The sequence below is a fragment of the Halorubrum lacusprofundi ATCC 49239 genome (assembly GCF_000022205.1).
In the GTDB taxonomy this organism is placed as follows: Archaea; Halobacteriota; Halobacteria; order Halobacteriales; family Haloferacaceae; genus Halorubrum; species Halorubrum lacusprofundi.
The window spans coordinates 288,992-311,243 of sequence record NC_012028.1; the positions used below are offsets into that span (position 1 = coordinate 288,992).

The following is a 22,252-nucleotide window of genomic DNA, read 5'->3' on the forward strand; positions in this document are numbered from 1 at the left end:
ACTGCATTTCTATTCAGAATCGTTAGCTGATAGAGCCCCATCTTCGATTCGAAGGCACGCTCACACAGTGGTGATTGGGAATAGCCTAATGAACGAAGTCGAGTACACAGGCTTGGGGCCTCCGCACCGTGGTATGTACTCGTTGTCTACTCCGACCGTTCGAGTCTCTCGCGGCGGGCTTCGAACTCTTCGTCAGTGAGGTCGCCGCGAGCGTACGCCGTGCGGAGTTCCTCCATCGCGGGATCCTGAGACGTCTGCGTTTCGCTCATGCGCCGGAAGACGAGGTAGCCACCGCCGAGGAGGATGAGGAGGAAGATGAGCGGGAAAAGCATCCCGACGAACGGCCACCACCCGCTGGTGGTCCCGCCGTAGCCCACCATCCCGCCGTAGCCCATCATTCCGCCGAATCCCATCCCCATCGTGAGTAACGGGAGCAAGATGATCGCTCCGAGTATCAGGAGCAGGATGGTCGTGGTGTCGAGTTGGTTCGATGAAGCCATCGTTACTTAGACCTCCGACGCGGGTTCAAACTCGTCAGCGACACTGGCGAGAACACGCTCGAAACGCTCGTTGACCTCGGTCGCGATGGAGTCGAGCGCATCGTTGTCTGCGATGCCGACCAACTGCTCCGGGTCGACGGCACTCACCACGATGTCGCCGTCGTCATTCTCGTAGACGATGACGTTACACGGGAGGAGTGCACCGAGTTCGATCTCCTCGGTCAATCCCTCGTATGCCAGCGGGGGATTGCATGCACCGAGAATGCGGTACTGGCGGAACTCCTCGCCGAGTTTCTCTTTGAGCGTCGCCTGGATATCGATGTCACAGAGGACGCCGAATCCTTCGTCTTTGAGCGCTGCGATCGTCGTGTCGACAACGTCGTCGAACTCGCCGGTTACTGCTGTTTGTATTGTGTATTCCATGAAATATCATACTCCGTCCAGGGAGTTAACAGTTGGGTGCCGCAACGGCGGGCGTTGGGAGTGTGATGCATCTGCTGGAACAACACCTGTCCCGGTCATCCGGAACGTTTGAGCTGTTCTCGCCGTCGATCGAATTCGTCGTCCGAGAGCTCACCGCGGGCGTAGAGCTCGCGGAGAACCGACAGCGACTGCTCATCGTTCCCGCCGGATCCTCGGTTGGGGAGCGCTAGACGATGTAGAGCGGGACGGCGATGAGGAGCCCCATCCAGAGAAGTCCCCAGAGACCAACCGCTCCGCCGGAGAGCCCCAACCGCCGCTCATCATACCGCCGCCGGGGTGTAAATCTACACAGTTAAACGTTCGAGAACGTGTATAGAGTGCTCTAAACGCTTTTCAAGAATAGAATCGTTCATCCGGCTCGAATTCGCCGGGTTGGCACTCAACCCTACTCCCAGACAGGACCACGACCACACGAACGGCAGTGTGAACGATCTAAAATCGGGTCTCCAACCTGGTCACTCGACGTATCTCACGACACGCGCCATCCCTGCGTCGAGATGGTACAGATTGTGACAATGGAACAACCACCGGCCGGGATTATCCGCGTGGAAGTCTATCGTCACCTGCCCTCTATGTCCGGGGACGATGACCGTGTCTTTGATCGCGTTGCCGACTTGGAAGAAGTGGCCGTGAAGGTGCATCGGGTGAACGACTGGGCTCTGATTGGTCATCCGAATCCGGACGTGTTCTCCGGGCCGGATCTGGAGCGAGTCGGCGTCCGGATAGGCCTGTCCGTCGATCGTCCACGTGTAGGACTGTCCCCTGCCACGGGAGAGCGTCAGATCGAACGTTCGATCCGGATCTCCATTCACCCCGTCGAGCGAGGAGATCGCCCGCAAGTCCCGATACCGCAGTTGGTTACTAGCCGGTGACGGGCGCTGTGGGCTTCCCTCGCCCGCTGACTCGTACTCGACGACAGCGCTCGCTGGTGGTTCGTTTCCATCGAGCGCATCCGCTTGCACGGCCCACGTGCCCGGATTCGTCGCCTCAACCACGACGTCGTAGCGCTCACCGGCTCCGAAGACGAACGAGTCCACGTCGACGGGTTCGACAGGTCGACCATCGGCGTGGGTCACCGTCATTTCGTGGCCGGCGATCCGGACACCGAAGACTGTCGCGCTGCCGGCGTTCACGAATCGGAAGCGAATCCGCTCACCCTCCGTTACGTCGAACGTCTGAGGATTCTCTGGGAGTCGACCGTTGATCAGGAGCCCTTCGTATGGCGGCCGAATATCTCCCATCATCCCGCCTCCCCCACCCATTCCACCACCTCCCATTCCCCCGTCCGAAGGGAGTTCCGGCTCTCCGGGGAGGTAATCGTCGACCACGACGACGTACTCGTGGTCGTACTCGACGTGTGGGTCACGTTCTTCGACGATCAGTGGGCCGAGCAGTCCACGGTCGAGTTGGAGTCCGACGTGACTGTGGTAAAAGTACGTCCCGGCGGGTTCGGCACGGAACGTGTACGTGAACGTATCGCCGGAAGCGACCGGGTCCTGCGTTACGTTCGGCACCCCATCGACCGGGTTAGCGACGGGAACCCCGTGCCAGTGAATCGTCGTCTCCTCTTGGAGGTCGTTCGTCAGTTCGACGCTGAGTACGTCACCCTCCTGAACGCGTAGCTCCGGTCCCGGGAACTGTCCCTCGTACATCCAGTTGGTCGTCGACGTGTCGGGGGATGGTCGAATCGACCCGGACGCCGCAGTGAGGCTCACTGATGTATCCGGCTCGGCCGTGACTGTCGCGCGGGGCGACACCTCACGGCCCCTAGCACCGTCGTCGGAGCCCGGTAGCTGACCGGTACAACCCGCGAGCGCGCCGAGGCTGGTCGCCCCCGTCAGCTGGAGGAGGTTGCGACGGGAGAGCAGGTGCTGTGATCTATGCGGCACAGTTGTTCGGTCCCAGTTCGAGTTCCGTCGCCTCACTTTCGTCTTCGACGGTCTCTTTGCCGGTGTTAATGGCGATAACTGTCTCGTAGTTTGGAGGTTTCTCCGGGGTATCCTCGGTCAATCGTTCGACGAACGCCTCGCGGTCGAGCCCGAGGAAGTCGAGTTCGTCGCGGAGATCCCCGAGCCGAGCTTCGAGGGGTTCACCCGGAGAACCGTTCTCGTAGCGGCCGTCGCTCGTGACGGTGAGGTGACCTGGTAGAATCGTCGTGTCATCCGGGAGATTGAGGATCGTCTCGTGGAGCGAGTCGTACAGCAGTTCCGCTCCACGCGAGGCGTCGTCCTCGCCGAACTGGAGTTCGGTCCGCCCGACGGAGTCGACGAACAGCGTATCGCCCGTCAACAGGAGTTCGCCGTCGACGAGATAGTTCATCATCTCCGAGGTGTGGCCGGGCGTGTGGAGCGCCTCGATCTCGACGTCGCCGACTTCGATGACGTCGCCATCCGGTAGCGGGTCGTATTCGTACTCGACACCGCGCTCGCGAGCTGCGTCGCCGAGGTGGTAGGGCACGCCAACCTCGTCGGCGAGGGTCGGACTGCCCGAGATGTGGTCGGCGTGGACGTGCGTATCGAGCACGCGCGCTATGGAGAGGCCAGCGTCCTGCGCAGCGACTTTGAACTGGTCGGTCTGTCTGGTGGCATCGACCACGACGGCCTCTCCAACCTCCTTCGAGCCGACGACGTAGCCGAGACAGCCCTTCGCTCGGCGCTGGACCTGCCGAACGACGAGGTCGTCGCTGGACGTCTCGATGGGGACGACCTCGTAGAGTTTGCTCCACTCCTCCATACCGCCGGTGACGACCGAGATGTCGTCGTAGCCGTGCTCGTCCAACTCGAACGCGAACGGCGTCGACGTCAGACCCTTCCCGCAGATCGCGACGACGGGCCGGCCGTCGACCAGTGTGTCCACCTCGTTCAGTTGGTCCTCGCTCAATCCCTCGTCAGGGTCATACGACACGTTCTCCGCGTCGCGCACGTGCCAGGCCTCGAAGCTGTCTTCGGGACGCACGTCGATGAGCGTGAACTGTTCGTCGGCGTCGATCTTCCCCGCTAGTCGTTCCGCAGTGATGTTGTTGACCATCGTATCTCACCTGTGCCGTATCGAGTGTGCCGTTCGTCGGATCTGTCGCGTTCGCGTCGCCGCCTAGCGCGTTCGATTACGCCCTGCATCGGGAAACGTGTTCCTGCGCGGTATCATGGACGTCTCGCAGTACGCCTCGCCGGCCGCGTAGTCGACGCCGGGCTGGATAAACGGATACGGCCCGTCTGCGGGCGTGTTCTGGACTCGGCCGCCATCCTCGGCGGTCTCGACTAGCCCCATCACCTCGTAGTCGACGGGCGAGTGTTCCTCGAGATACTCGACGATGACGTCGACAGGTATCGTATCGTCGTCGACCTCGACGTCCCGGAACGGGAACCCGCAGTTTCCGAGGTCGCGTTCGGGATCACCGGGTCGGCGGAACGTCGCCACCGAGTACGTCTCCTCCGGGTCGACCGGCTCGCCGTCGATTCGCAGTTCGACGAGGCGGCGGCCACGCTTCGCGGTCGGATCGAGGGTCACCTCGACGTTCGAGGAGAAGTTGCGGACGCGGCCGTCCTCCTGGTCGTAGGGGTACGGTGTGAAGTTGTCCCCGAGGAACTCCTCCATGTGGTTCGTGAGTTGCTGGCCGTAGGCGACGCCACGAGCGACGGGCGTCGTCATCGGGAAGAACGTGTAGAGTTCGCCGAGCGTGATGTCGCCGGGTGGGATGGCAGTCCCGTACCGGAACCCGTGCGAGACGGCGAGGTCGGTGCCGAAGTGTGCACGGAGTGCGTCGTTGAACAGCGCGTTCCACGCGCTCTCAAGGAAGGACTGCCGGTAGAGCGGTTCTTCCGTCCGACCGACGACCGCATCCAGCGGACGGTCGAGCGTGCCAGCCCCTCGCTCGAATCCCGGATCGGCCTCGAAGAAGGGCGCACGCACGGCTTCGACTGTCTCCGCCGCATCGGCGTCCGGTTCCGGCGTGTGCTCGCCGTCCTCGGTCAGACAGTAGAGGTGGTGACGGAACTGTATCTCCCCGTCCCGAACGCGGAGGTCCACACGGCCGATCGCCTCACCCATCCCGGACTCGACGACCACGGTTTCGGTCTCCTCGACGACGATCGGATCGTAGGTGTACTCGTGGGTGTGCGCGCTGAACATCACGTCCACGCTCGCACAGTCCTTGGCGGCTTGGACCATCCACGGGAGGCCGATCTCGGTGACCGCGACCACGACGTCCGCGCCGTCCTCGCGGGCGGCCTGTGCGGACTCCTCGAGGAGTGTGGGGTGTTTACCGAAGCGGTACTTCCCCTCGGAGAACGCGGGTGCCATCCGATCGACGTAGACGTTCGTCATCCCGACGACCCCCACGGAGAGTCCGCCGATGTCGAGGATCCGGTACGCGTCGTACAGTCGCTCGTCGGTCTCCCAGTCGTAGAGGTTGTTCGCGAGAATCGGGGCGTCGAGGTCGTCCATCAACTCCACGAAGTTGCCGTCCTCGGCGGCCTCGTTCGAGTAGTCCCAGTTCCCCGGGACATAGATGTCGGGCGCGACGTGGTCGTTGACGGGATCGAGCATCGCTCGCCCATCGGTGTAGGTGGTCACGGCGGAGCCGTGGAACGTGTCGCCGCTCATGAGCGTACACACGTCGTAGTCCTCGCGGAGTTCGTCGAGTTTCGCTGCGAGCAGGGGGATCCCGCCGCCGCGCTCGACGACGCGATCGTCGTCTCCGAAATTAAAGTCCGGCGTCGACGTCGGATTGTCGTAGTAGACCTGGTAGCGCGGCGTCAGCTGCCCGTGGAGGTCGCTGACGTGAGCGAAGACGGCGTCGGCGTCATCGTTACCGTCTCCGACAGGGGCGCCGCCGAGGGACCGCCACTCGCCGATATCCGTTTCATGCTCGTTCATCGTGATGTGACTGTCGTTACAGACACCGAATGTTCGGAATATCCGGTTATAATTATTGTATGTGTTTACCCCCAGAAATCGCAAGACAGAAGAGGCTTTTGCTAGCGCCCAGCTTCACCGCTCAACGGCGTAACGTCACTAACACCAGCGCCGTCTGTCGATTTTTGAATTCACCGCCAAACAGGATCACTTATAAATGCTATTTTGCCCCTTATTTTCGGGCGTTTCAGGGGATTGAGAACCCTCTCTGTGGGGGTAAACAGATACTAATTATTTATATAGTAAATATAATATATGATTCACTTACTGCTTCAGAGTTGAGCATTACAATAAAAGATGCAGCCGGAGTATCGTTCATCCAGATGCGTACTCTACCGTGGCAACGGAGGCGCGATCGATGACGAGCGACTGGGTAACGACGGGGCTGTCTGCGGTCGTTATCCTCGCCGCGGCCGCCGTTCACGGTATCGCCGGGTTCGGCTTCGCGCAGGTGTCGATGGGCATAATGCCGCTGTTTCGGTCGCCCTCGAGCGCGTCGATCATCTTCACGGCAACGGCGGTGGTGGCCAACGCCCGCGTCTGGTGGAGCGTCCGGGACGCGTTCGACTGGGAGAAGTGGATCGTTCCTGTCGGTGGGCTCGTCGTCGGGATGCCGCTCGGCATCGTCGTGTTCAGTGGGTTCGACGCGGCACAGATGCGCGTCGCCATCGGGGCGGTTCTCGTGTTAGCGGTCATCGTCGTCGGCGCGACCCAGCAACTCGATGTCGTCACGGACTGGATCGAGGAGAAGGACTACCGACCGGGGAAGATAATTGGCGCGACGGCCGGGCTGCTCGCGGGGATTCTCGGCGGCGCCGTCGCCGTTCCCGGCCCGCCGATGATCGTCTACGGGGCCTTCATGTCGGCGAGCGGATTCTGGACCGACAAGGAGATGAAGGCCACGTTCACTGCCTTCTTCGGGACGCTCATGCTGTACCGCCTCGGGAGTCTCACCTACACGGGAGCCGTGACGACGCCGCTGATGATCGAGGCTGCCGTCGCCGTGCCGATGGTGTTCCTCGGTGCCTGGATCGGTGTATACATCTTCGACCACATCCCCGAGCGCATCTTCCAGTGGGTCGTGCTGGCGCTACTGACCGTGAACGCGTTCGTCCTCCTGTTCACGGCGATTCCGGAACTCTAACCGCGTTCAGCCGTCTTCGTACGGCGGTTTCGGTACCCCTCGACACAGCGGTTGTAGCCAAAAAACAGCGTCGCAACGGTGCTGATTCGTGCGCTATTCGGACGTCGGTCAGGCGCTCATCATGTTGCGACAGCTCTCGGCGCATTCCGTGAGGACCTCGGCACAGACCTGGCAGTGCTCGGCATCGTGACGCTCACATTCTTCGGCACACTCCTCGCAGGCGCCGGCGCAGGCTTCGGCCAATTGCTTGCTGTAGTTGGAGTTGCGAGCCATGAATCGGGCATGCAGCGACGCGATGTCCGCGACGTCGCGACAGAGCCGAGCACACTCTTCCATCTCCTCGTCGCCGAGACACTCGTCGGCGCACCACTCACAGACCCCAGCGGCTTCATTGCAGATCTCGATGCATTCGCGCTCTTCCTCGCTCAGATGATCGATCTTGGAGACTGTTTCGGCAAGTGACATTGCACGTCACCGTACGAGGCCCTTCTAGTTCATCGGCCTGCTTGCCCTTGCGGGGCGATACGATGTCTGTGTCGCTAGAAGGCGTCGAAATTCGTTGGCACTGGCGGGCACAGCAGCAGTCGTCTCTGCCGTCGCGATGCTCCTTCTCGGTGTGTTCGGAACGATCGGTGTCTACGAGGGCGCAGTCGAAGCGATGGAGCAGTGGCACCTGTTCTTCGAACCGACCATCGTCGGGACAGTGGCGGGCATGGTCGAGGCAGCGGTGATTAGCTTCGTCTTGATGTACGCCTTCGCGTGGCTGTACAACGCCTTCGCATCATAAATCGGGGACCCAATCCATGTACGTCACAGATAAAGCCGAAATCGTCATCGACGCATCGTCCGAGGATATATGGGAGTACGTAACAGACCCCGTCCATTGGACGGCGTCGAACCCCGAGGAACACTATGGGCTCGAATACGACACGCCCGATAACCGTCCCCGAGAAGGCGCAACGTTCCACCAGGCCGAAGAGGTTGCCGGGATGTACGCCGACCTGCATGGCCGATTCCAGTATATCGACCATCAGGTGGCGGTCTGGGCGGGGACGGCGTACTATCCGCTCCTTCGAGGACTCGTCACCGTTCGGATTCCCGAAGGAGGGACCATTCGACTCGAAGAGACTGAAGACGGGACTCGGATGTCACACGCCGTCTGGATGGACTTCCCGAACAACCGACGGGGACGGGCGCTGAAATGGGTGTTCACGACCGCTCTCGGTGGAAAGGCAAAGCTCTACGACCATACGAACAGGGAACTCGTCTTCTTCAAGGACCGCATCGAATCAGCGGCACCTGAGAAATCGAAGCCGCTAGGGGCGAGTTCGTAGCAGAATCAGTTTACCAACCGAATCGTGTACACCGACATCTCACCCCAGCCGACGAAGTGACCTTCCACACCGTCACCCCGTCCATGGGGGGGACAATTCAAGAGCCACGTCACCGTAGGACAAGGTATGAACGAACCGTCTCCATTCGACGCAATCCGCGAATTCGAGTTCGACGGCACATCCTACCAGATGGCCAACCTCACAGTCCTCGAAGAGGAGGGTCTCTGTGAACTCGACCAGCTCCCCGTCAGTATCCGCGTTCTCCTCGAGTCCGTTCTCCGCAACGTCGACGGGGAGACGATAACCGTCGAAGACGTTCGAAACGTCGCGTCGTGGCAACCTGACGTTCCGGATGTCGAACTCCCGTTCACACCGTCGCGGGTCGTTCTCCAGGATCTCACCGGTGTCCCCGCGGTCGTCGACCTCGCAGCGCTCCGGTCTGCGGCCGACCGAAAAGGCAAGGATCCCGCCATCGTCGAACCAGATGTACCGTGTGACCTCGTGATCGACCACAGCGTGCAGGTCGACTACTTCGGCTCCGCGGACGCCTACGAGAAGAACGTCAAACTGGAGTACGAGCGCAACGGCGAGCGATACCGTGCGCTCAAATGGGCTCAACAGGCGTTCGACGATTTCCGTGTCGTCCCGCCGGGAACGGGTATCGTTCACCAGGTGAATCTCGAATACCTCGGACAGGTCGTCCACGCCCGCGAGCGTGACGGCGAACAGTGGCTCCTCCCCGACACCCTCGTGGGGACGGACAGCCACACGCCGATGATCGGCGGCATCGGCGTCGTCGGCTGGGGGGTCGGGGGTATTGAGGCCGAAGCCGCGATGCTCGGCCAGCCCATCACGATGAAGCTTCCCGAAGTCGTCGGCGTCCGCCTTACTGGAGAACTCCCCGAGGGCGCGACCGCAACTGACCTCGTGCTTCACGTCACCGAACAGCTTCGAGAGGTCGGCGTCGTCGACCGGTTTGTCGAATTCTTCGGTCCCGGCGTGTCGAACCTGACTGTTCCGGATCGGGCGACCATCGCGAACATGGCGCCCGAACAGGGCTCGACCATCTCGATGTTCGGCGTGGACGAGGCGACGCTCGACTACCTCGAACTCACGGGACGCGACGAAGAGCACATCGAACTCGTTCGAGAATATTTCGACGCACAGGGGCTATTCGGCGAACAGAATCCCGAATACTCTGAAACGGTAGAGTTCGACCTCTCGACGATCACTCCCAGCCTCGCCGGTCCGAAGAAGCCCCAGGATCGCGTCGCGATGGGCGACATGAAGACGCACTTCAGGGGACTGGTCCACGGCGAATTCGAGGAGGAACTCGACGATATCGACGAGGAAGCGATCACCCGATGGCTCGGCGAGAGCAGCGCTTCCGACGACCGACCTGATCCCGATCTTCCGGAACCGGATGTCGGCGACCTCGACAAACGAGTCGCAGTCGACGTGAACAGCGAGGGACGAAGTCCCTCTGGCAGCCCGGCGGAGCCCGGCGACGGCGAGACAACCGAAATCGGGCACGGCAGTGTCGTCGTCAGCGCCATCACCAGTTGTACGAACACGTCGAATCCGTCCGTGATGATCGCGGCGGGCCTCCTCGCTCGTAACGCTGTCGAGCGCGGGCTCGACGTCCCCGCGTACGTCAAGACGAGTCTCGCGCCCGGAAGCCGCGTCGTCACCGAATATCTCGAAGCGTCGGGGCTTCTCCCGTACCTCGAAGACCTCGGCTACAACGTCGTCGGCTACGGCTGTACGACCTGTATCGGGAACGCCGGCCCGCTTCCCGAGCCGATCGAACGTGCGATCGACGCCGAGGATCTCTGGACCACGAGCGTCCTTTCGGGGAACCGCAACTTCGAGGCTCGCATCCACCCGAAGATTCGTGCGAACTACCTCGCCAGCCCGCCGCTCGTCGTCGCCTATGGCCTCGCCGGGCGGATGGACATCGACCTCGAACACGACCCGCTCGGAACGGATGCCGACGGCGATCCGGTCTATCTCGCGGACATCTGGCCCGACGCCGACGAGATCCACGCGGCGGTTCACGACAGTGTCGATTCCTCGATGTTCGAAGAGAAGTACGCCTCCGTGTTCGAGGGAGACGAACGCTGGACGGCACTCGATGCGCCGACCGGTGAGGTCTACGAGTGGGACGACTCTTCGACGTACATCCGCGAGCCGCCCTTCTTCAAGGACTTCCCGCTGGAAGAGCCCGGTGTCACAGATATCGACGACGCCCGCACGCTGATGCTGCTCGGTGATACGGTCACGACCGACCACATCAGCCCGGCCGGCCCGTTCAGCCGTGAGCAACCCGCCGGTGAGTGGCTCGCCGAACAGGGCGTGGAACCCCACGAGTTCAACACCTACGGCGCCCGGCGCGGGAACCACGAGGTGATGATGCGTGGGACGTTCGCGAACGTCCGCATCGAGAACGAGATGCTCGACGGCGTCGAAGGCGGCTACACGATCCATCACCCCACCGACGACCAGACGACGGTCTTCGAAGCCAGCCGTCGGTATCGCGAGAACGACACGCCGCTGGTCGTGTTTGCGGGTGAAGAACTCGGAACCGGATCGAGTCGTGACTGGGCGGCAAAGGGAACGGATCTGCTGGGTGTCCGTGCGACGATCGCCGAGAGCTACGAGCGCATCTTCCGCGACAACCTCGTCGGAATGGGTGTCTTGCCGCTCCAGTTCGACGAGGGCGACTCCTGGGAATCGCTCGAACTCGACGGCTCGGAACGGGTCGCGATCCAGGGACTTGACGACGGCCTCGACGTGAACAACGATCTCACCGCCGTCGCAGAACGTGCCGATGGTTCGACCGTCGAATTCCCGGTCACGGCACAGGTTGGGACGCCTGCAGCCGTTCGATACGTCGAAAATGGCGGTATCCTCCATCTGGTGCTCCGTCGACTACTCAGCGAGGAGTAGCCACCTCTCCGGAGAGTCGCCTTTTTCAGGAACTGCGAAGAACGCTGGTGGTGAAACCAGCGAATTAGCAGTTTGTAGGCGGTAAGCCCCCTTCCTCAAGGAGCGACCAGAGGGAGCGAGTAGGGAGGGATACACCGTCCCCAGAAATCTTCGATTTCTGGTGTGCGAACGAATCGCGCAGCGATTCGTCCACGCCGTCATCATATTACAAACACGTTCGACCCCACCACCCAACCATCCCATCGATACAGTTAAGTTGATATAATGTATAAACACAGGTGATGGATAGGCACGAAATAGAAGGCCACGAAGTCATCGAGGGAGAAGTGAAGCCGACCGGGAACGGCGCACACGTTCTCGTCCCGAAACGGTGGCGAGGAGCTGACGTGAAAATCGTCCGAACGTCTGATCCCGACGAATAGCCAATGCACTACGAGGGTGTCATAGAATAGTTCTCATAGCGTGATGACGGTGCTTCCTGGATTGTCTCCGCGTTCGTCGTTGGTGATCGCAATAACGAGACGAAGGCACAGCGCGAGGAACACTTGTGCTCGTGCGTGGACGCGGCCTCGGGCGCGAACGTGCCCGAGGCCGCAGTCCTTGACGGCGTCGTTGGTTCGTTCGACTCCACTCCGGCGGTTGTACGTCTCGTCTAGCGTCGATTGCTTCAGCTGAACGTCCTCGCTGTGTTCGTCGATGCGGGCTTCGACCCTGTACTCGATGTCTTTCGGATCGTCGGTGTTTCGTGCGTTGTACGGAGCGACTGGCACGACCCCTGCGGCCAGCAGGTGGTCGTGCCAGCCGAGCGTGTCGTAGGCGCTGTCTCCAAGCATCCAGATCGGTTTCTCGACGGCGAGCGCGTCACACGTGACGCGCATCGCCGTCTCCTCTGGCGCTTGCTTGCTCTCGGTGAACTCCGCGGCAATCGGGATCTTTTGCCCGGTCGAGACGATCGTACAGCCGTAGCCGTGGTAGTACTCTTCGGCGGTTGGATCGTAGCCTTTCGACGCGTCTTGGTCGGCGGGCATCGTCCTCACGTCGGTGGAATCGATGGAGTAGGTCAAGTCGAGCAGGCCGCGGCAGGCGGCCTGCTCGACGAGGCGGTCGAAGACCTCGTCGACGACGTGTTCGAGGTCGGTGAGGAAGCGATCGACCGCGTCTCTCGACGGCGGTCGATCGAAGCCACAGCTGAGCCAGACGACCGTGTTCTGGAGTTCTCGCGTGACTGGACGGATGCCGTAGACGTTCTTGTAGTAGCAGTGCAGGAACGCTCGGAAGAGTGCTGGTGGGTGATGATCTCGTGTTCGCCCCCGGCGAGCGGGGGCGAACACATCGAATTCTTCGAGAAAGTCGAACTCAAGATGCTCGAACAACGCGAGCGTCTCGGTCGCCATTACATTGAAGAACTCGTCGATAGAAGTCTCCTCTTGCAGGATGCTGGCGCTCGTAGACACAGTTCCAACATCCTGCGTCTTCGTGTGTGACGCTTTCTATGACACCCTCTCTGATACTCTATCTATATCTCCTCAGAAGGCGTCCATCTGTTGAATATAAAATGACAACACAAAAGAAGAATCCGGAATTCAAGCCGAACGAGACGAGATACTCGGCAGCGGAGCCGACGGACTCCGTGAGAGTCTCGAAGTTGCGATCAGATATCCAACCGAAAGCGACGACGCGATACGGACCATCGCCATCGGTGGCCTGCTCTCGCTGTTGGCGTTCCTCGTGGTTCCGGTGTTCATCCTCGCCGGCTACTTCATTCGGGTACTGAACCGAACCGCCGGAGGTGACGAGGTTCCGCCAGTGTTCGACGAGTGGGGAGAGCTGGCGGTCACCGGACTGCAAGCAGTCCTGATCGGCGTTGCCTACGCGCTTGTTCCGACGATCCTCGGTGGCGGCGTTGTCGCCATCGGAATCGGGCTCAGCGGCGACGGCTCACTGGATGGCCTCGGCGTGGCGGCTGTCCTGGTGGGTGGGCTGCTCTGGACGCTCCTTTCGTTCGTTGTTGCCTACCTGCTTCCGGCAGCACTGGTCAACTTCGCTCGAACGCGGTCGCTCGGTGCTGGCTTCGCGTTCGGGACGCTGAAACCGATCTGGCTCTCTCGATCCTACGCCGTTGCCTGGGGAACGATGCTCTTGGTGGCGTTGCTCGGCGGGATCGTGGCGGGGGTACTCAACGTCGTTCCGATCCTCGGCCAGATTGCCGGAGTCTTTGTCGGCTTCTACGCCGCGGTTGCGGCCTACTCCGTTATCGGTCGGGCGTGGGAGGATCTTCCAGTCGTCGACCACACCGGTCCCGACGCGATGCTGTCGACCAGTGTCGATACTGACCGGTAACCGCCTTTTTGAAGCTATCACACGAGTAGCCGTTCGGGTTTCGGTGTCCTCCCAGTCTGTGCGGTCAACGCTGACGGTCCTCAGATCGCTCGACCGACAGCGTTCGCCACCGCAACTGTGTCTGATCAAGCATCCCGTAGCGCTTTCCGGTCAGTGTCGGCGTCCCATCTCAGGCTGTTTCTGGAGCGGTTGTCGCCTCCGGAGCGTCACTGTCTGTCCCTGCTCGGCTCTCGATTTCCCTGGCCATCGCCTCCATGAACGCCGTGACTGTGTTGCCCATCAGCACCACTGGCCGACCCGAGGCTACCGCGTCATCTAGAACTGCCGCCGGCGATTCAGTCTCGGTGTCGTGGCGAACGACCGGGAGGGAGGCGGTCGTCTCGAACAGCTGTTGATCGTCGCCGACGATGTGGGTCTGCTCGACTGCCCCCGACTCGTAGAGGTCGTCGAGATAGCGGATGAACGACACCGTTCGCCCCCGGCGATCCCACCGGAGGTTCAACACTGGTTCGATTACTGTCTCCCGATCCTCAACGAGCGACTGTCGAACGAGTTCCGTGCTCTGGACGTCGTTGACCGCCGCCGCATTGTACACCCGACCACCAGGAAGCTGCTGCCACGACGGACGAAGCGTATCGATTCGGTCCTGGATCTCTTGGGTTGGAACAGGCGGCTCACCGACTGCTGCGAGCACGTCGTTGAGCCCATACACACACTCACTGCCTGGCACGCTCTCGGTCCCCGACGGCGGGTCGACGAAGGTAACTGGTGCATCCCGACGCTCGAGTTCGGTCTGGATGTACTCACGTAGCGGTTTGTACTGTTCGGCACAGACAACTGATGTCCCCTGAGGGACTGCACGGGTGAGCGACCGAGCGATCTGGGTGCGATCACGGCCTAGCGTGTCGAGGTGGTCCTCCCGGACATTGGTGAGAAACACCAGATCGGGGTCGACGAACTGCTCGTTGACCAGCCGTGTCGTGTAGGGTCTGATTCCTTGATTCTCGACGATTGCGACGTCGATACTGTCGAACCGAGCCAGCTCACGCTCGTTTTCGTACAGTCTGACCTGCTGTTCGCGCTCGATCTCGGAGACGGTGTCGTTGTAGCGAACCTGTGCATCGGATCCGGTTATCTTGGTGTAGGTGTCGTAGCCGCGGCTGACGAACTGTTCGTGCAGCCAGTTGGCCACCGATGACTTCCCGCGGACACCACTGACGACGATTCGGGTATCGATCTCATCGAGCCGCCGACGGTGGGCGGGACCGGCACCAAGTGCCTCGACAACACCGCTGGCGACAGTGCGGAGTCCGTCGAGTGCCTGCTTTTTCACTGTTTGGCGGCTCGACCACATCAGTCAGTCACCTCCTCTCCAGCCTGACAGTGGTCCATCGGTTCGGTGGGATTTGACACTGACTGTGGCGGCTCGATTCGTTCTAGATTGGCCAGCACAGCGAGAGCCAGTAGTACGATGACAGCGCCGAGCTGGAGCTGTTGGACGGTTACCTCCGTCAGGAGGCCAGTCGGCGGTGGGGTCACGAGCAGCCGGGCAATGAAGCCGACTGTCACGAGCGTCCCGGCGATCACTGCGATAGTTGCCGGTCGCTCTCTGGGTGGAACCACGTGAATGTTGTACGCGGTGACGCCGCCAAGCAGGCCGACAAAGAAGGGGAGCACGCCGTGAATGACTGGAACAACAGACACCAACGAGACTGTCGTGAGTATGCTCACGATGATGCCAAACGCCAGCAACACGCGTCCGTAGAGGAGTGTCCACCAGTGGACGAGCTGGATACTACCGTAGGCCCCAACGGTGGCGAGCATCCACACCGGCAGTAACATTCCGTTACGGAAGGTGATGAGGACGACAAGCGGGACGACGATGATCCCGGCGACACGAAGCTGGTACCGGAACCGAACCAGCTCTGCGATGGCCATCCCGGCGAGGACGAGGACAAGCGAGAGACTGTTTGATGTGATCACTGGAAGCGGTGGCCGGTCGACCGTCAGCCCGAAGGCGAGCGCAATATCCGACTCCGGGGCGAGCAGCAGCGGTGGAAGCGTCCCGGCCAGCGGTGAGAGACCGACGAGGAACGTGAGCCCGATCCCGACGACGACCAGGAACAACAGCACTGCCAGACTGACGACGCCATCGAGCACTCGCTGCTCAGTGTCGAGACGGTGGAAGTTGTAGGCGGCGATGCCGGGGAGCACACTTCCGAGGAACTCGACATCTGTAATCGCTGTCTCGGCACCAACCCCAGCCACGAGTAGTTCGACGATAGTGACCGGAACGAGCGCCCCGATGAAAATAGAGAGGACGAACAGCTGGCGGCCGTACAACGGGAGTCGAGTTTTGATGTAGCTGATCGAGGCGTATGCTGCTACTGTGCTGAGGACGAACACCGGGAAGGTCCCGAAGCTCCGCAGGAGGTACACCGCAACGAGCGGGACGATGAGGACACCACCGAGTCTGAGACCATACAGCTGTGCGGCGATGGTACCAGCAACTAACCCACAGAGCAGTACGGCTGTTGCAATGAGCATCTAGCTCTCGGACCCACCGCGGGGTTCGGCTGCGGCAGTTCGGACGGACTTCTCAGTTTGTGTTGGAGGGAGGCTCTGTCTGCGTTTCGGAGGGACCATGTCTTCTGAATTAATAACTCGTATTGTGCAACATAAAAGTGCGGGTTTAAGTAAACAGAGAGGACTATTGGTCGCTCTGATCTATTCTTCAGTCGGGCCTGCAAACGTGAACTCGGTGGGGGTAGCCGACCGACAAACCTCGCCACTCGGATGCCGAGCGACAGCGACTGATCCCGCGTTGTGAGCCCGTGCGAACCGACGAATCGGGGCCGCGTCGGTGAGTGCGTCAGGGGCGTCGACGTTGATCCGATCAGTCATCCCGCTTGTCTGGAGGCAGATCCATCCCGACAGCGCGAGTGCGACCTTGGGGTCCCGCTCCTCACGGTCGGAGGCGACCGCCTGCCGGAGTCGCTCGTGCATCCCCGAGGGAACGACGTAGGCCGTCCCATCGGGGTCGATGGCGATTTGCTGGGCGCGGAACTCGCCCTCGACTGGTGAGAACGGGACTGTCACGACTTAGCTGAGACTGATGTTGATCGTCTTGGTCTGAGTGTAGTGGTCGACGGCGTCTTGACCGATTTCACGGCCGATTCCTGATTGCTTGTAGCCGCCGAACGGCTGGCCAGCTGGGAAGTCGTTGTACGTGTTGATCCAGATGTTGCCGGCCTCGATGTCTTTGGCACACTGGTGGGCCTTCGTGAGGTTCTCGGTGATCACGCCAGCTGCGAGCCCGTAGTCGACATCGTTCGCCAACTCGATCATCTCGTCGTAGTCGCTCCACGAGAACACCTCTTGGACGGGGCCGAAAATCTCCTCTTGGACGGCCTTACTGTCGTGATCGATGTTATCGATCAGTGTTGGCGCAACGAAACAGCCGTCCGACAGGGCTTCGTCGTCGGGCTGGCTGCCGCCGGTGACAAAGGCCGCCCCGGACTGTTCGGCCTCTTCGATGTAGCTCATGGTTCGTTCGACCTGTTCAGCGGTCACCTTCGGGCCGAGATCAGTCGCATCCAGCAGTGGATCGTCGACGGTCAGATCTTCGGCGGCCGCCGCGAGTTCGTCGAGGAACTCATCTTTGATGTCTTCGTGGACAAAGAGTCGTGAACCCGCACAGCAGCACTCGCCGGTATTGAAGAAGATGGCGGTGATCGTGGTCTGGACTGCCTGCTCTAAGTCCGCATCGGGGAACACGACGAGCGGGCTTTTGCCACCCAGTTCGAGCGTGATGTCGGTGATGTTGTCGGCGGCGCTTTTCATCACCTTGCTGCCGATTTCGGTCGACCCGGTAAAGGCGAGTTTCCGGATGCCGCTGTGGTTCGAAAGCGGTTCGCCAGCATCGGGACCGAACCCGGTGACGATGTTGACGACACCGTCTGGGATCACGTCGTCGGCCTCCTCCATCAGTTTGAGAACGGAAAGGGGTGTTTCCTCGGCCGGTTTGAGGACGACTGTGTTGCCAGCCGACAGCGCAGGGCCGAGTTTCCAGGCAGCCATTAAAAGCGGGAAATTCCACGGAATAATTTGGCCGACGACGCCGTAGGGTTCTTCGATGGTTTGGACGTGTCGACTGTCGTCAGTGTCGACCGTCCGTCCCTCGTGGGCCCGAGCGATGCCCGCGAAATAGCGGAAGTGGTCGACGACGAGTTCGATATCGATGCGGGCCTCGGTAATTGGTTTCCCATTGTCGAGGGACTCCAGTCGGGCGAACTCGTCTGCGTTGTTCTCGATACGGTCGGCAATCGCTTCGAGCATCGCCTGTCGTTCGGCACTCGAATAGGAGCTGTACACCTCATCGTAGGCCTCCCAGGCCGCGTCGACCGCGCGGTCGATGTCCTCGCCGTTGCCTGCCTCTACCTCGGCGAGTGTCTCACCGGTTGTCGGGTCGACTGTTGTGAACGTCTCGCCGGAGGCACTCTGGACCCACTCACCGCCGATGTAGAGTTCTCGATGGTCGGGTAGCACCTCGCTTGCGGCCTGCTCGTGACGCTTTTTAATCGCGGATTTACGCTCCGATGGTGTCTGTGATTGGTCATCAACTGACATAGCAACAAATGTTACTGCATAAACACCGATAAAAATTATTCACAATCCAGCACCTAACGCCTATCGAGAATTATACAGATCTCGTACAACATCGTGGGACAGAGAAACAGGGCCATAATGTTTATTAGATAACATTTGGCATATGTGAGCGTGATGCAAGCAGTACTCCTTGAGAGCTTCCAAGAACCGTTGACGGTCCAAGACGTCGACCGACCGGAACCCGACCCCGACGGCGCCGTCGCCGAGGTCATCGGCTGTGGCGTCTGTCGCTCGGACTGGCATTGCTGGCAGGGCGATTGGGACTGGTTCGGCTACCGCCCCGATCCGCCACACGTGCTCGGTCACGAACCAACCGGTCGCATCGTCGCTACCGGCGAGGACGTTGAGAGCATCGAAGAGGGACAAGAGGTCGCCATCCCGTTCAACTTCGCCTGTGGCAGCTGCGATATGTGTCGCAACGGCCGCGAGAACATCTGTGAGAACCACATCGGCCTCGGGTTTATGAATCAGGCTCCCGGCGCGTTCGCCGAAGAAGTCCACATCCCCAACGCCGATATCAACGCAGTCCCGCTGCCCGACAGCATCGATGCCGAAGCCGCCGCCGGCTGTGGCTGTCGGTTCATGACCTCATTCCACGCAATGGCCCACAGAGCTCCGGTTAGCGCTGGCGACGACGTCGTCATCCACGGCTGTGGCGGGATCGGCCTCTCGGCGGTCCACATCGCCAACGCACTCGGTGGGAACGTCATCGGCGTCGACCTGATGGACGAGAAACTGGACAAGGCCGAGGAACTCGGTGCTGTCGACACTGTCAACGCTAGGGAGGTCGACGATGCCGCGGCCGAAGTCCACGATATCACCAACGGTGGCGCGGACGTTTCGGCCGATGCGTTGGGTATTGCAACCACCTGCCGGAACGCGGTGAACAGTCTCCGCAAAGGTGGCACCCACGTCCAGATCGGGCTGACCACCTCCGAAGAGGAGGGGATGGTGTCGCTGCCGACCGACGAAATCGTCGCCAAGGAAATCGAGTTTAAGGGATCACTCGGCCTCCAGCCCTCCCGATACAGCGAGATGCTGGATATGATCGAGTCCGGCAAACTCGATCCGACAACGCTTGTCGAGAAGAAGATCGACATCCACAGTGTGCCGGACGAACTGGCCGCCATGAGCGACTACGACACGCTCGGCATTCCCGTCTGCAACGAGTTCAGTAGCTAAGTGGGCGGCCCGTCGACCCCACTCGGAGCCGCTGTTTATAGCTGCCGCGTGGGCCACGTGACGGACAGAGCGGCACTCTCAGCCACCATGTTTTCGGTACCAGACACGCTCGCCAACCGGCGACTCGCTGTCGTCGATAGCTAACCGACTGAGAAACAGGTCCCGAATCGCGAGCGTCACAGTGAGTTCGACCGCTTCGCCGTCAGTGTCTCTGACCGTGACAATGCAGTGTCCATCCCGCTGGTCGACCGATTCGACGGTTCCTGTCGACCAGCGGTCGATATCGTGGCTCGGTTTCCGAGCATGGAGTCGGTCATGGTTCATACGAGCAGAACTGTTGCAGTGGTGCTTTCGCTTTCGATGAGGGTGTCATAGAATAGTTCTCATAGCGTGATGACGGTGCTTCCTGGATTGTCTCCGCGTTCGTCGTTGGTGATCGCAATAACGAGACGAAGGCACAGCGCGAGGAACACTTGTGCTCGTGCGTGGACGCGGCCTCGGGCGCGAACGTGCCCGAGGCCGCAGTCCTTGACGGCGTCGTTGGTTCGTTCGACTCCACTCCGGCGGTTGTACGTCTCGTCTAGCGTCGATTGCTTCAGCTGAACGTCCTCGCTGTGTTCGTCGATGCGGGCTTCGACCCTGTACTCGATGTCTTTCGGATCGTCGGTGTTTCGTGCGTTGTACGGAGCGACTGGCACGACCCCTGCGGCCAGCAGGTGGTCGTGCCAGCCGAGCGTGTCGTAGGCGCTGTCTCCAAGCATCCAGATCGGTTTCTCGACGGCGAGCGCGTCACACGTGACGCGCATCGCCGTCTCCTCTGGCGCTTGCTTGCTCTCGGTGAACTCCGCGGCAATCGGGATCTTTTGCCCGGTCGAGACGATCGTACAGCCGTAGCCGTGGTAGTACTCTTCGGCGGTTGGATCGTAGCCTTTCGACGCGTCTTGGTCGGCGGGCATCGTCCTCACGTCGGTGGAATCGATGGAGTAGGTCAAGTCGAGCAGGCCGCGGCAGGCGGCCTGCTCGACGAGGCGGTCGAAGACCTCGTCGACGACGTGTTCGAGGTCGGTGAGGAAGCGATCGACCGCGTCTCTCGACGGCGGTCGATCGAAGCCACAGCTGAGCCAGACGACCGTGTTCTGGAGTTCTCGCGTGACTGGACGGATGCCGTAGACGTTCTTGTAGTAGCAGTGCAGGAACGCTCGGAAGAGTGCTGGTGGGTGATGATCTCGTGTTCGCCCCCGGCGAGCGGGGGCGAACACATCGAATTCTTCGAGAAAGTCGAACTCAAGATGCTCGAACAACGCGAGCGTCTCGGTCGCCATTACATTGAAGAACTCGTCGATAGAAGTCTCCTCTTGCAGGATGCTGGCGCTCGTAGACACAGTTCCAACATCCTGCGTCTTCGTGTGTGACGCTTTCTATGACACCCTCAATGCACTACACCTACAGATTTCGGCTTGATCCCACGCCTGAACAGCGTGAACTGTTGGATCATCACCGAGATACCTGTAGGCAACTCTACAACCACGCACTCAACGAATTCAAGCAAATTCCCAAATCGGCGGGTACACTTAACCAACGAGTGCGACAAGTACGCGATCAGCTCACCAGCCTCAAAGACTGGTGGGATGAGCTGAACGATGTCTATTCAACGGTCGCACAAGCTGCTGTCATGCGTATCGAAGACAGCATCAAAGCCCTCTCTCAGTTGAAGCAGAACGGCTACAACGTGGGCAGTCTCAATTGGAAGGCCCCCAAGGATTTCCGTAGTTTCACCTACATACAGTCTGGCTTCGAGTTCGATAGTAAGAACGGCCAACCCGTACTGTCGCTGTCGAAACTTGCGGATATTCCCCTCATCAAACACCGCGCAATTCCTGACGCCGAGACTGTCAAAGAAATCACGATTAAGAAGGAGTCAACCGGTGAATGGTTCGCTTCATTCACCGTCGGCGATAAAGAGACTCCTGAGAAACCGACCGACCCAGATCGATGTGTCGGGATTGACGTTGGCATCTTGAAGTACGCCCATGACACAGACGGCACCGCCGTCGAATCGCTCGACTTATCTGACGAACGCGAGCGGTTGGAACGCGCACAGCATGATCTTTCGCAGAAGGAACGCGGTTCCGCGAATTGGGAGAGACAACGGCAAGTTGTGGCCGAGCGCCACGCCGATCTCAAGCGAAAGCGTCGTGACTTCCTTCACAAACTCTCGAACTACTACGCCACCGAATACGACCTCGTAGCGGTCGAAGGCCTCGACGCGAAGGAGTTGGTCGAACTCCCCGGAAACTCACGGAATCGGGCGGGAGCGGCGTGGGGAACGTTCCTTCGAATGCTTGAGTACAAGTGCGAACGCGAAGGAACACACTTTGCCGAAGTCGATCCAAGGAACACGACGAAAGCGTGCGCGTCTTGCGGCGTCAAGACGGACAAGCCGTTGTGGGTTCGTGAACACTCGTGTCCCTCGTGTGGGTTTGAGGCGGACAGGGACGCGAACGCAGCGTGGAACATTCTTTCTCGCGGTCTTAAAAATATAGGAGTGGTTCACTCCGAATCAACGCCTGTGGAGACTGCGCTCCCTACGGACACCGTTGTGTCTGCAAAGCGCGTCATCGAAACAGGAAGCCCCATCACCAGAAGTCAAAGACTTCGGGTTAGCAGTCAGAACTCGGAGAGTTCTGACGACACCCTCAAGGAGCGAACGGCGTCAGCCGTGAGCGAGTAGGGTGGGG

Annotated in this window: 22 protein-coding genes; 8 read left to right on the forward strand and 14 right to left on the reverse strand. The window is 60.5% G+C overall.

From position 1 onward, the window contains the following. Nucleotides 1-146: 146 nt before the first annotated feature. The 6 genes from HLAC_RS14925 to HLAC_RS14945 all read right to left on the reverse strand — a co-directional run bounded on the left by HLAC_RS14925 (nucleotide 147) and on the right by HLAC_RS14945 (nucleotide 5,858). Nucleotides 147-500, reverse strand: coding sequence for an SHOCT domain-containing protein (locus tag HLAC_RS14925; RefSeq protein WP_009762322.1), 354 nt, complete (start codon nucleotides 498-500; stop codon nucleotides 147-149). 6 nt (nucleotides 501-506) lie between these two features. Continuing rightward, nucleotides 507-923, reverse strand: a complete 417-nt coding sequence (locus tag HLAC_RS14930; RefSeq protein ID WP_009762321.1) for a DUF302 domain-containing protein — start codon at nucleotides 921-923, stop codon at nucleotides 507-509. Between the two features lie 95 nt (nucleotides 924-1,018). Beyond that, nucleotides 1,019-1,204 carry an SHOCT domain-containing protein gene (locus HLAC_RS20025; protein ID WP_394296234.1) on the reverse strand — a complete coding sequence of 62 codons (186 nt, stop codon included), beginning with the start codon at nucleotides 1,202-1,204 and terminating at the stop codon, nucleotides 1,019-1,021. 234 nt (nucleotides 1,205-1,438) lie between these two features. Then, a complete protein-coding gene (locus HLAC_RS14935) occupies nucleotides 1,439-2,872 on the reverse strand; it encodes a multicopper oxidase family protein (protein ID WP_015911533.1) in 1,434 nt (477 codons plus the stop codon). Then, the gene (locus HLAC_RS14940) at nucleotides 2,862-4,010 is read right to left on the reverse strand and encodes an MBL fold metallo-hydrolase (protein ID WP_009762319.1); all 1,149 of its coding nucleotides are present in this window, start codon (nucleotides 4,008-4,010) and stop codon (nucleotides 2,862-2,864) included. Before HLAC_RS14940 ends, HLAC_RS14935 begins: the two co-directional genes overlap by 11 nt. Before the next feature lie 63 nt (nucleotides 4,011-4,073). Next, a complete protein-coding gene (locus tag HLAC_RS14945; RefSeq protein ID WP_009762318.1) occupies nucleotides 4,074-5,858 on the reverse strand; it encodes a 5'-nucleotidase C-terminal domain-containing protein in 1,785 nt (594 codons plus the stop codon). 397 nt (nucleotides 5,859-6,255) lie between these two features. Between HLAC_RS14945 and HLAC_RS14950 the strand changes: the two genes are divergently transcribed. Further along, the gene (locus HLAC_RS14950) at nucleotides 6,256-7,041 is read left to right on the forward strand and encodes a sulfite exporter TauE/SafE family protein (protein ID WP_009762317.1); all 786 of its coding nucleotides are present in this window, start codon (nucleotides 6,256-6,258) and stop codon (nucleotides 7,039-7,041) included. Between the two features lie 108 nt (nucleotides 7,042-7,149). Here the strand turns inward: HLAC_RS14950 and HLAC_RS14955 are convergent, their stop codons facing one another. Next, complete coding sequence (locus HLAC_RS14955) at nucleotides 7,150-7,506, reverse strand: four-helix bundle copper-binding protein (protein ID WP_009762316.1); 357 nt, start codon at nucleotides 7,504-7,506, stop codon at nucleotides 7,150-7,152. Between the two features lie 94 nt (nucleotides 7,507-7,600). Between HLAC_RS14955 and HLAC_RS14960 the strand changes: the two genes are divergently transcribed. The 4 genes from HLAC_RS14960 (at nucleotide 7,601) to HLAC_RS18910 (ending at nucleotide 11,746) form a co-directional block, all read left to right on the forward strand. Next, a complete protein-coding gene (locus HLAC_RS14960; RefSeq protein ID WP_232230974.1) occupies nucleotides 7,601-7,828 on the forward strand; it encodes a hypothetical protein in 228 nt (75 codons plus the stop codon). A gap of 16 nt (nucleotides 7,829-7,844) precedes the next feature. After that, nucleotides 7,845-8,375, forward strand: coding sequence for an SRPBCC family protein (locus HLAC_RS14965; RefSeq protein WP_009762314.1), 531 nt, complete (start codon nucleotides 7,845-7,847; stop codon nucleotides 8,373-8,375). Nucleotides 8,376-8,501: 126 nt separating this feature from the next. Continuing rightward, complete coding sequence (locus HLAC_RS14970) at nucleotides 8,502-11,324, forward strand: aconitate hydratase (protein ID WP_009762313.1); 2,823 nt, start codon at nucleotides 8,502-8,504, stop codon at nucleotides 11,322-11,324. 281 nt (nucleotides 11,325-11,605) lie between these two features. Further along, nucleotides 11,606-11,746 (forward strand): DUF2080 family transposase-associated protein, encoded by a 141-nt coding sequence (locus tag HLAC_RS18910; protein ID WP_015911534.1) that lies wholly within the window; start codon nucleotides 11,606-11,608, stop codon nucleotides 11,744-11,746. A 33-nt stretch (nucleotides 11,747-11,779) separates the two neighbouring features. Here HLAC_RS18910 and HLAC_RS14975 read toward each other — a convergent pair whose 3' ends face one another. Beyond that, a complete protein-coding gene (locus tag HLAC_RS14975) occupies nucleotides 11,780-12,718 on the reverse strand; it encodes a transposase (RefSeq protein WP_015911568.1) in 939 nt (312 codons plus the stop codon). A gap of 322 nt (nucleotides 12,719-13,040) precedes the next feature. Here HLAC_RS14975 and HLAC_RS14980 point away from each other — a divergent pair, with 322 nt between their 5' ends. Then, on the forward strand, nucleotides 13,041-13,664 hold the full coding sequence (locus tag HLAC_RS14980; protein WP_197690649.1) for a DUF4013 domain-containing protein: 624 nt from the start codon (nucleotides 13,041-13,043) through the stop codon (nucleotides 13,662-13,664). Nucleotides 13,665-13,833: 169 nt separating this feature from the next. On the opposite strand, the gene HLAC_RS14985 is transcribed toward HLAC_RS14980, so the two are convergent. From HLAC_RS14985 to HLAC_RS15000, 4 genes are all read right to left on the reverse strand, one after another. Next, the gene (locus tag HLAC_RS14985) at nucleotides 13,834-15,018 is read right to left on the reverse strand and encodes a Mur ligase family protein (RefSeq protein ID WP_015911535.1); all 1,185 of its coding nucleotides are present in this window, start codon (nucleotides 15,016-15,018) and stop codon (nucleotides 13,834-13,836) included. Then, nucleotides 15,018-16,211, reverse strand: coding sequence for a poly-gamma-glutamate biosynthesis protein PgsC/CapC (locus HLAC_RS14990; RefSeq protein WP_015911536.1), 1,194 nt, complete (start codon nucleotides 16,209-16,211; stop codon nucleotides 15,018-15,020). The genes HLAC_RS14985 and HLAC_RS14990 overlap by 1 nt, the downstream gene beginning before the upstream one ends. Before the next feature lie 180 nt (nucleotides 16,212-16,391). Next, nucleotides 16,392-16,763 carry a hypothetical protein gene (locus HLAC_RS14995; RefSeq protein ID WP_015911537.1) on the reverse strand — a complete coding sequence of 124 codons (372 nt, stop codon included), beginning with the start codon at nucleotides 16,761-16,763 and terminating at the stop codon, nucleotides 16,392-16,394. A gap of 3 nt (nucleotides 16,764-16,766) precedes the next feature. Continuing rightward, the gene (locus HLAC_RS15000) at nucleotides 16,767-18,293 is read right to left on the reverse strand and encodes an aldehyde dehydrogenase family protein (protein ID WP_015911538.1); all 1,527 of its coding nucleotides are present in this window, start codon (nucleotides 18,291-18,293) and stop codon (nucleotides 16,767-16,769) included. Nucleotides 18,294-18,446: 153 nt separating this feature from the next. Here HLAC_RS15000 and HLAC_RS15005 point away from each other — a divergent pair, with 153 nt between their 5' ends. Then, complete coding sequence (locus tag HLAC_RS15005) at nucleotides 18,447-19,514, forward strand: zinc-dependent alcohol dehydrogenase family protein (protein ID WP_015911539.1); 1,068 nt, start codon at nucleotides 18,447-18,449, stop codon at nucleotides 19,512-19,514. Between the two features lie 78 nt (nucleotides 19,515-19,592). Here the strand turns inward: HLAC_RS15005 and HLAC_RS15010 are convergent, their stop codons facing one another. Both HLAC_RS15010 and HLAC_RS15015 read right to left on the reverse strand, forming a co-directional pair. Beyond that, on the reverse strand, nucleotides 19,593-19,838 hold the full coding sequence (locus HLAC_RS15010) for a DUF7861 family protein (RefSeq protein WP_015911540.1): 246 nt from the start codon (nucleotides 19,836-19,838) through the stop codon (nucleotides 19,593-19,595). 59 nt (nucleotides 19,839-19,897) lie between these two features. Continuing rightward, nucleotides 19,898-20,836 carry a transposase gene (locus HLAC_RS15015; protein WP_015911568.1) on the reverse strand — a complete coding sequence of 313 codons (939 nt, stop codon included), beginning with the start codon at nucleotides 20,834-20,836 and terminating at the stop codon, nucleotides 19,898-19,900. Between the two features lie 110 nt (nucleotides 20,837-20,946). On the opposite strand from HLAC_RS15015, the gene HLAC_RS15020 reads away from it, so the two are divergent. Beyond that, the gene (locus tag HLAC_RS15020; protein ID WP_009762312.1) at nucleotides 20,947-22,245 is read left to right on the forward strand and encodes an RNA-guided endonuclease InsQ/TnpB family protein; all 1,299 of its coding nucleotides are present in this window, start codon (nucleotides 20,947-20,949) and stop codon (nucleotides 22,243-22,245) included. Nucleotides 22,246-22,252: the final 7 nt, after the last annotated feature.

What these genes read in the sequence shown, in the direction of transcription:
- HLAC_RS14925 (WP_009762322.1), bottom strand. Translation starts at nt 500, where the DNA reads ATGGCTTCATCGAACCAACTCGACACCACGACCATCCTGCTCCTGATA.
- HLAC_RS14930 (WP_009762321.1), bottom strand. Translation starts at nt 923, where the DNA reads ATGGAATACACAATACAAACAGCAGTAACCGGCGAGTTCGACGACGTT.
- HLAC_RS14940 (WP_009762319.1), bottom strand. Translation starts at nt 4,010, where the DNA reads ATGGTCAACAACATCACTGCGGAACGACTAGCGGGGAAGATCGACGCC.
- HLAC_RS14945 (WP_009762318.1), bottom strand. Translation starts at nt 5,858, where the DNA reads ATGAACGAGCATGAAACGGATATCGGCGAGTGGCGGTCCCTCGGCGGC.
- HLAC_RS14950 (WP_009762317.1), top strand. Translation starts at nt 6,256, where the DNA reads ATGACGAGCGACTGGGTAACGACGGGGCTGTCTGCGGTCGTTATCCTC.
- HLAC_RS14955 (WP_009762316.1), bottom strand. Translation starts at nt 7,506, where the DNA reads ATGTCACTTGCCGAAACAGTCTCCAAGATCGATCATCTGAGCGAGGAA.
- HLAC_RS14965 (WP_009762314.1), top strand. Translation starts at nt 7,845, where the DNA reads ATGTACGTCACAGATAAAGCCGAAATCGTCATCGACGCATCGTCCGAG.
- HLAC_RS14970 (WP_009762313.1), top strand. Translation starts at nt 8,502, where the DNA reads ATGAACGAACCGTCTCCATTCGACGCAATCCGCGAATTCGAGTTCGAC.
- HLAC_RS18910 (WP_015911534.1), top strand. Translation starts at nt 11,606, where the DNA reads ATGGATAGGCACGAAATAGAAGGCCACGAAGTCATCGAGGGAGAAGTG.
- HLAC_RS14975 (WP_015911568.1), bottom strand. Translation starts at nt 12,718, where the DNA reads ATGGCGACCGAGACGCTCGCGTTGTTCGAGCATCTTGAGTTCGACTTT.
- HLAC_RS14985 (WP_015911535.1), bottom strand. Translation starts at nt 15,018, where the DNA reads ATGTGGTCGAGCCGCCAAACAGTGAAAAAGCAGGCACTCGACGGACTC.
- HLAC_RS14990 (WP_015911536.1), bottom strand. Translation starts at nt 16,211, where the DNA reads ATGCTCATTGCAACAGCCGTACTGCTCTGTGGGTTAGTTGCTGGTACC.
- HLAC_RS15000 (WP_015911538.1), bottom strand. Translation starts at nt 18,293, where the DNA reads ATGTCAGTTGATGACCAATCACAGACACCATCGGAGCGTAAATCCGCG.
- HLAC_RS15005 (WP_015911539.1), top strand. Translation starts at nt 18,447, where the DNA reads ATGCAAGCAGTACTCCTTGAGAGCTTCCAAGAACCGTTGACGGTCCAA.
- HLAC_RS15010 (WP_015911540.1), bottom strand. Translation starts at nt 19,838, where the DNA reads ATGAACCATGACCGACTCCATGCTCGGAAACCGAGCCACGATATCGAC.
- HLAC_RS15015 (WP_015911568.1), bottom strand. Translation starts at nt 20,836, where the DNA reads ATGGCGACCGAGACGCTCGCGTTGTTCGAGCATCTTGAGTTCGACTTT.
- HLAC_RS15020 (WP_009762312.1), top strand. Translation starts at nt 20,947, where the DNA reads ATGCACTACACCTACAGATTTCGGCTTGATCCCACGCCTGAACAGCGT.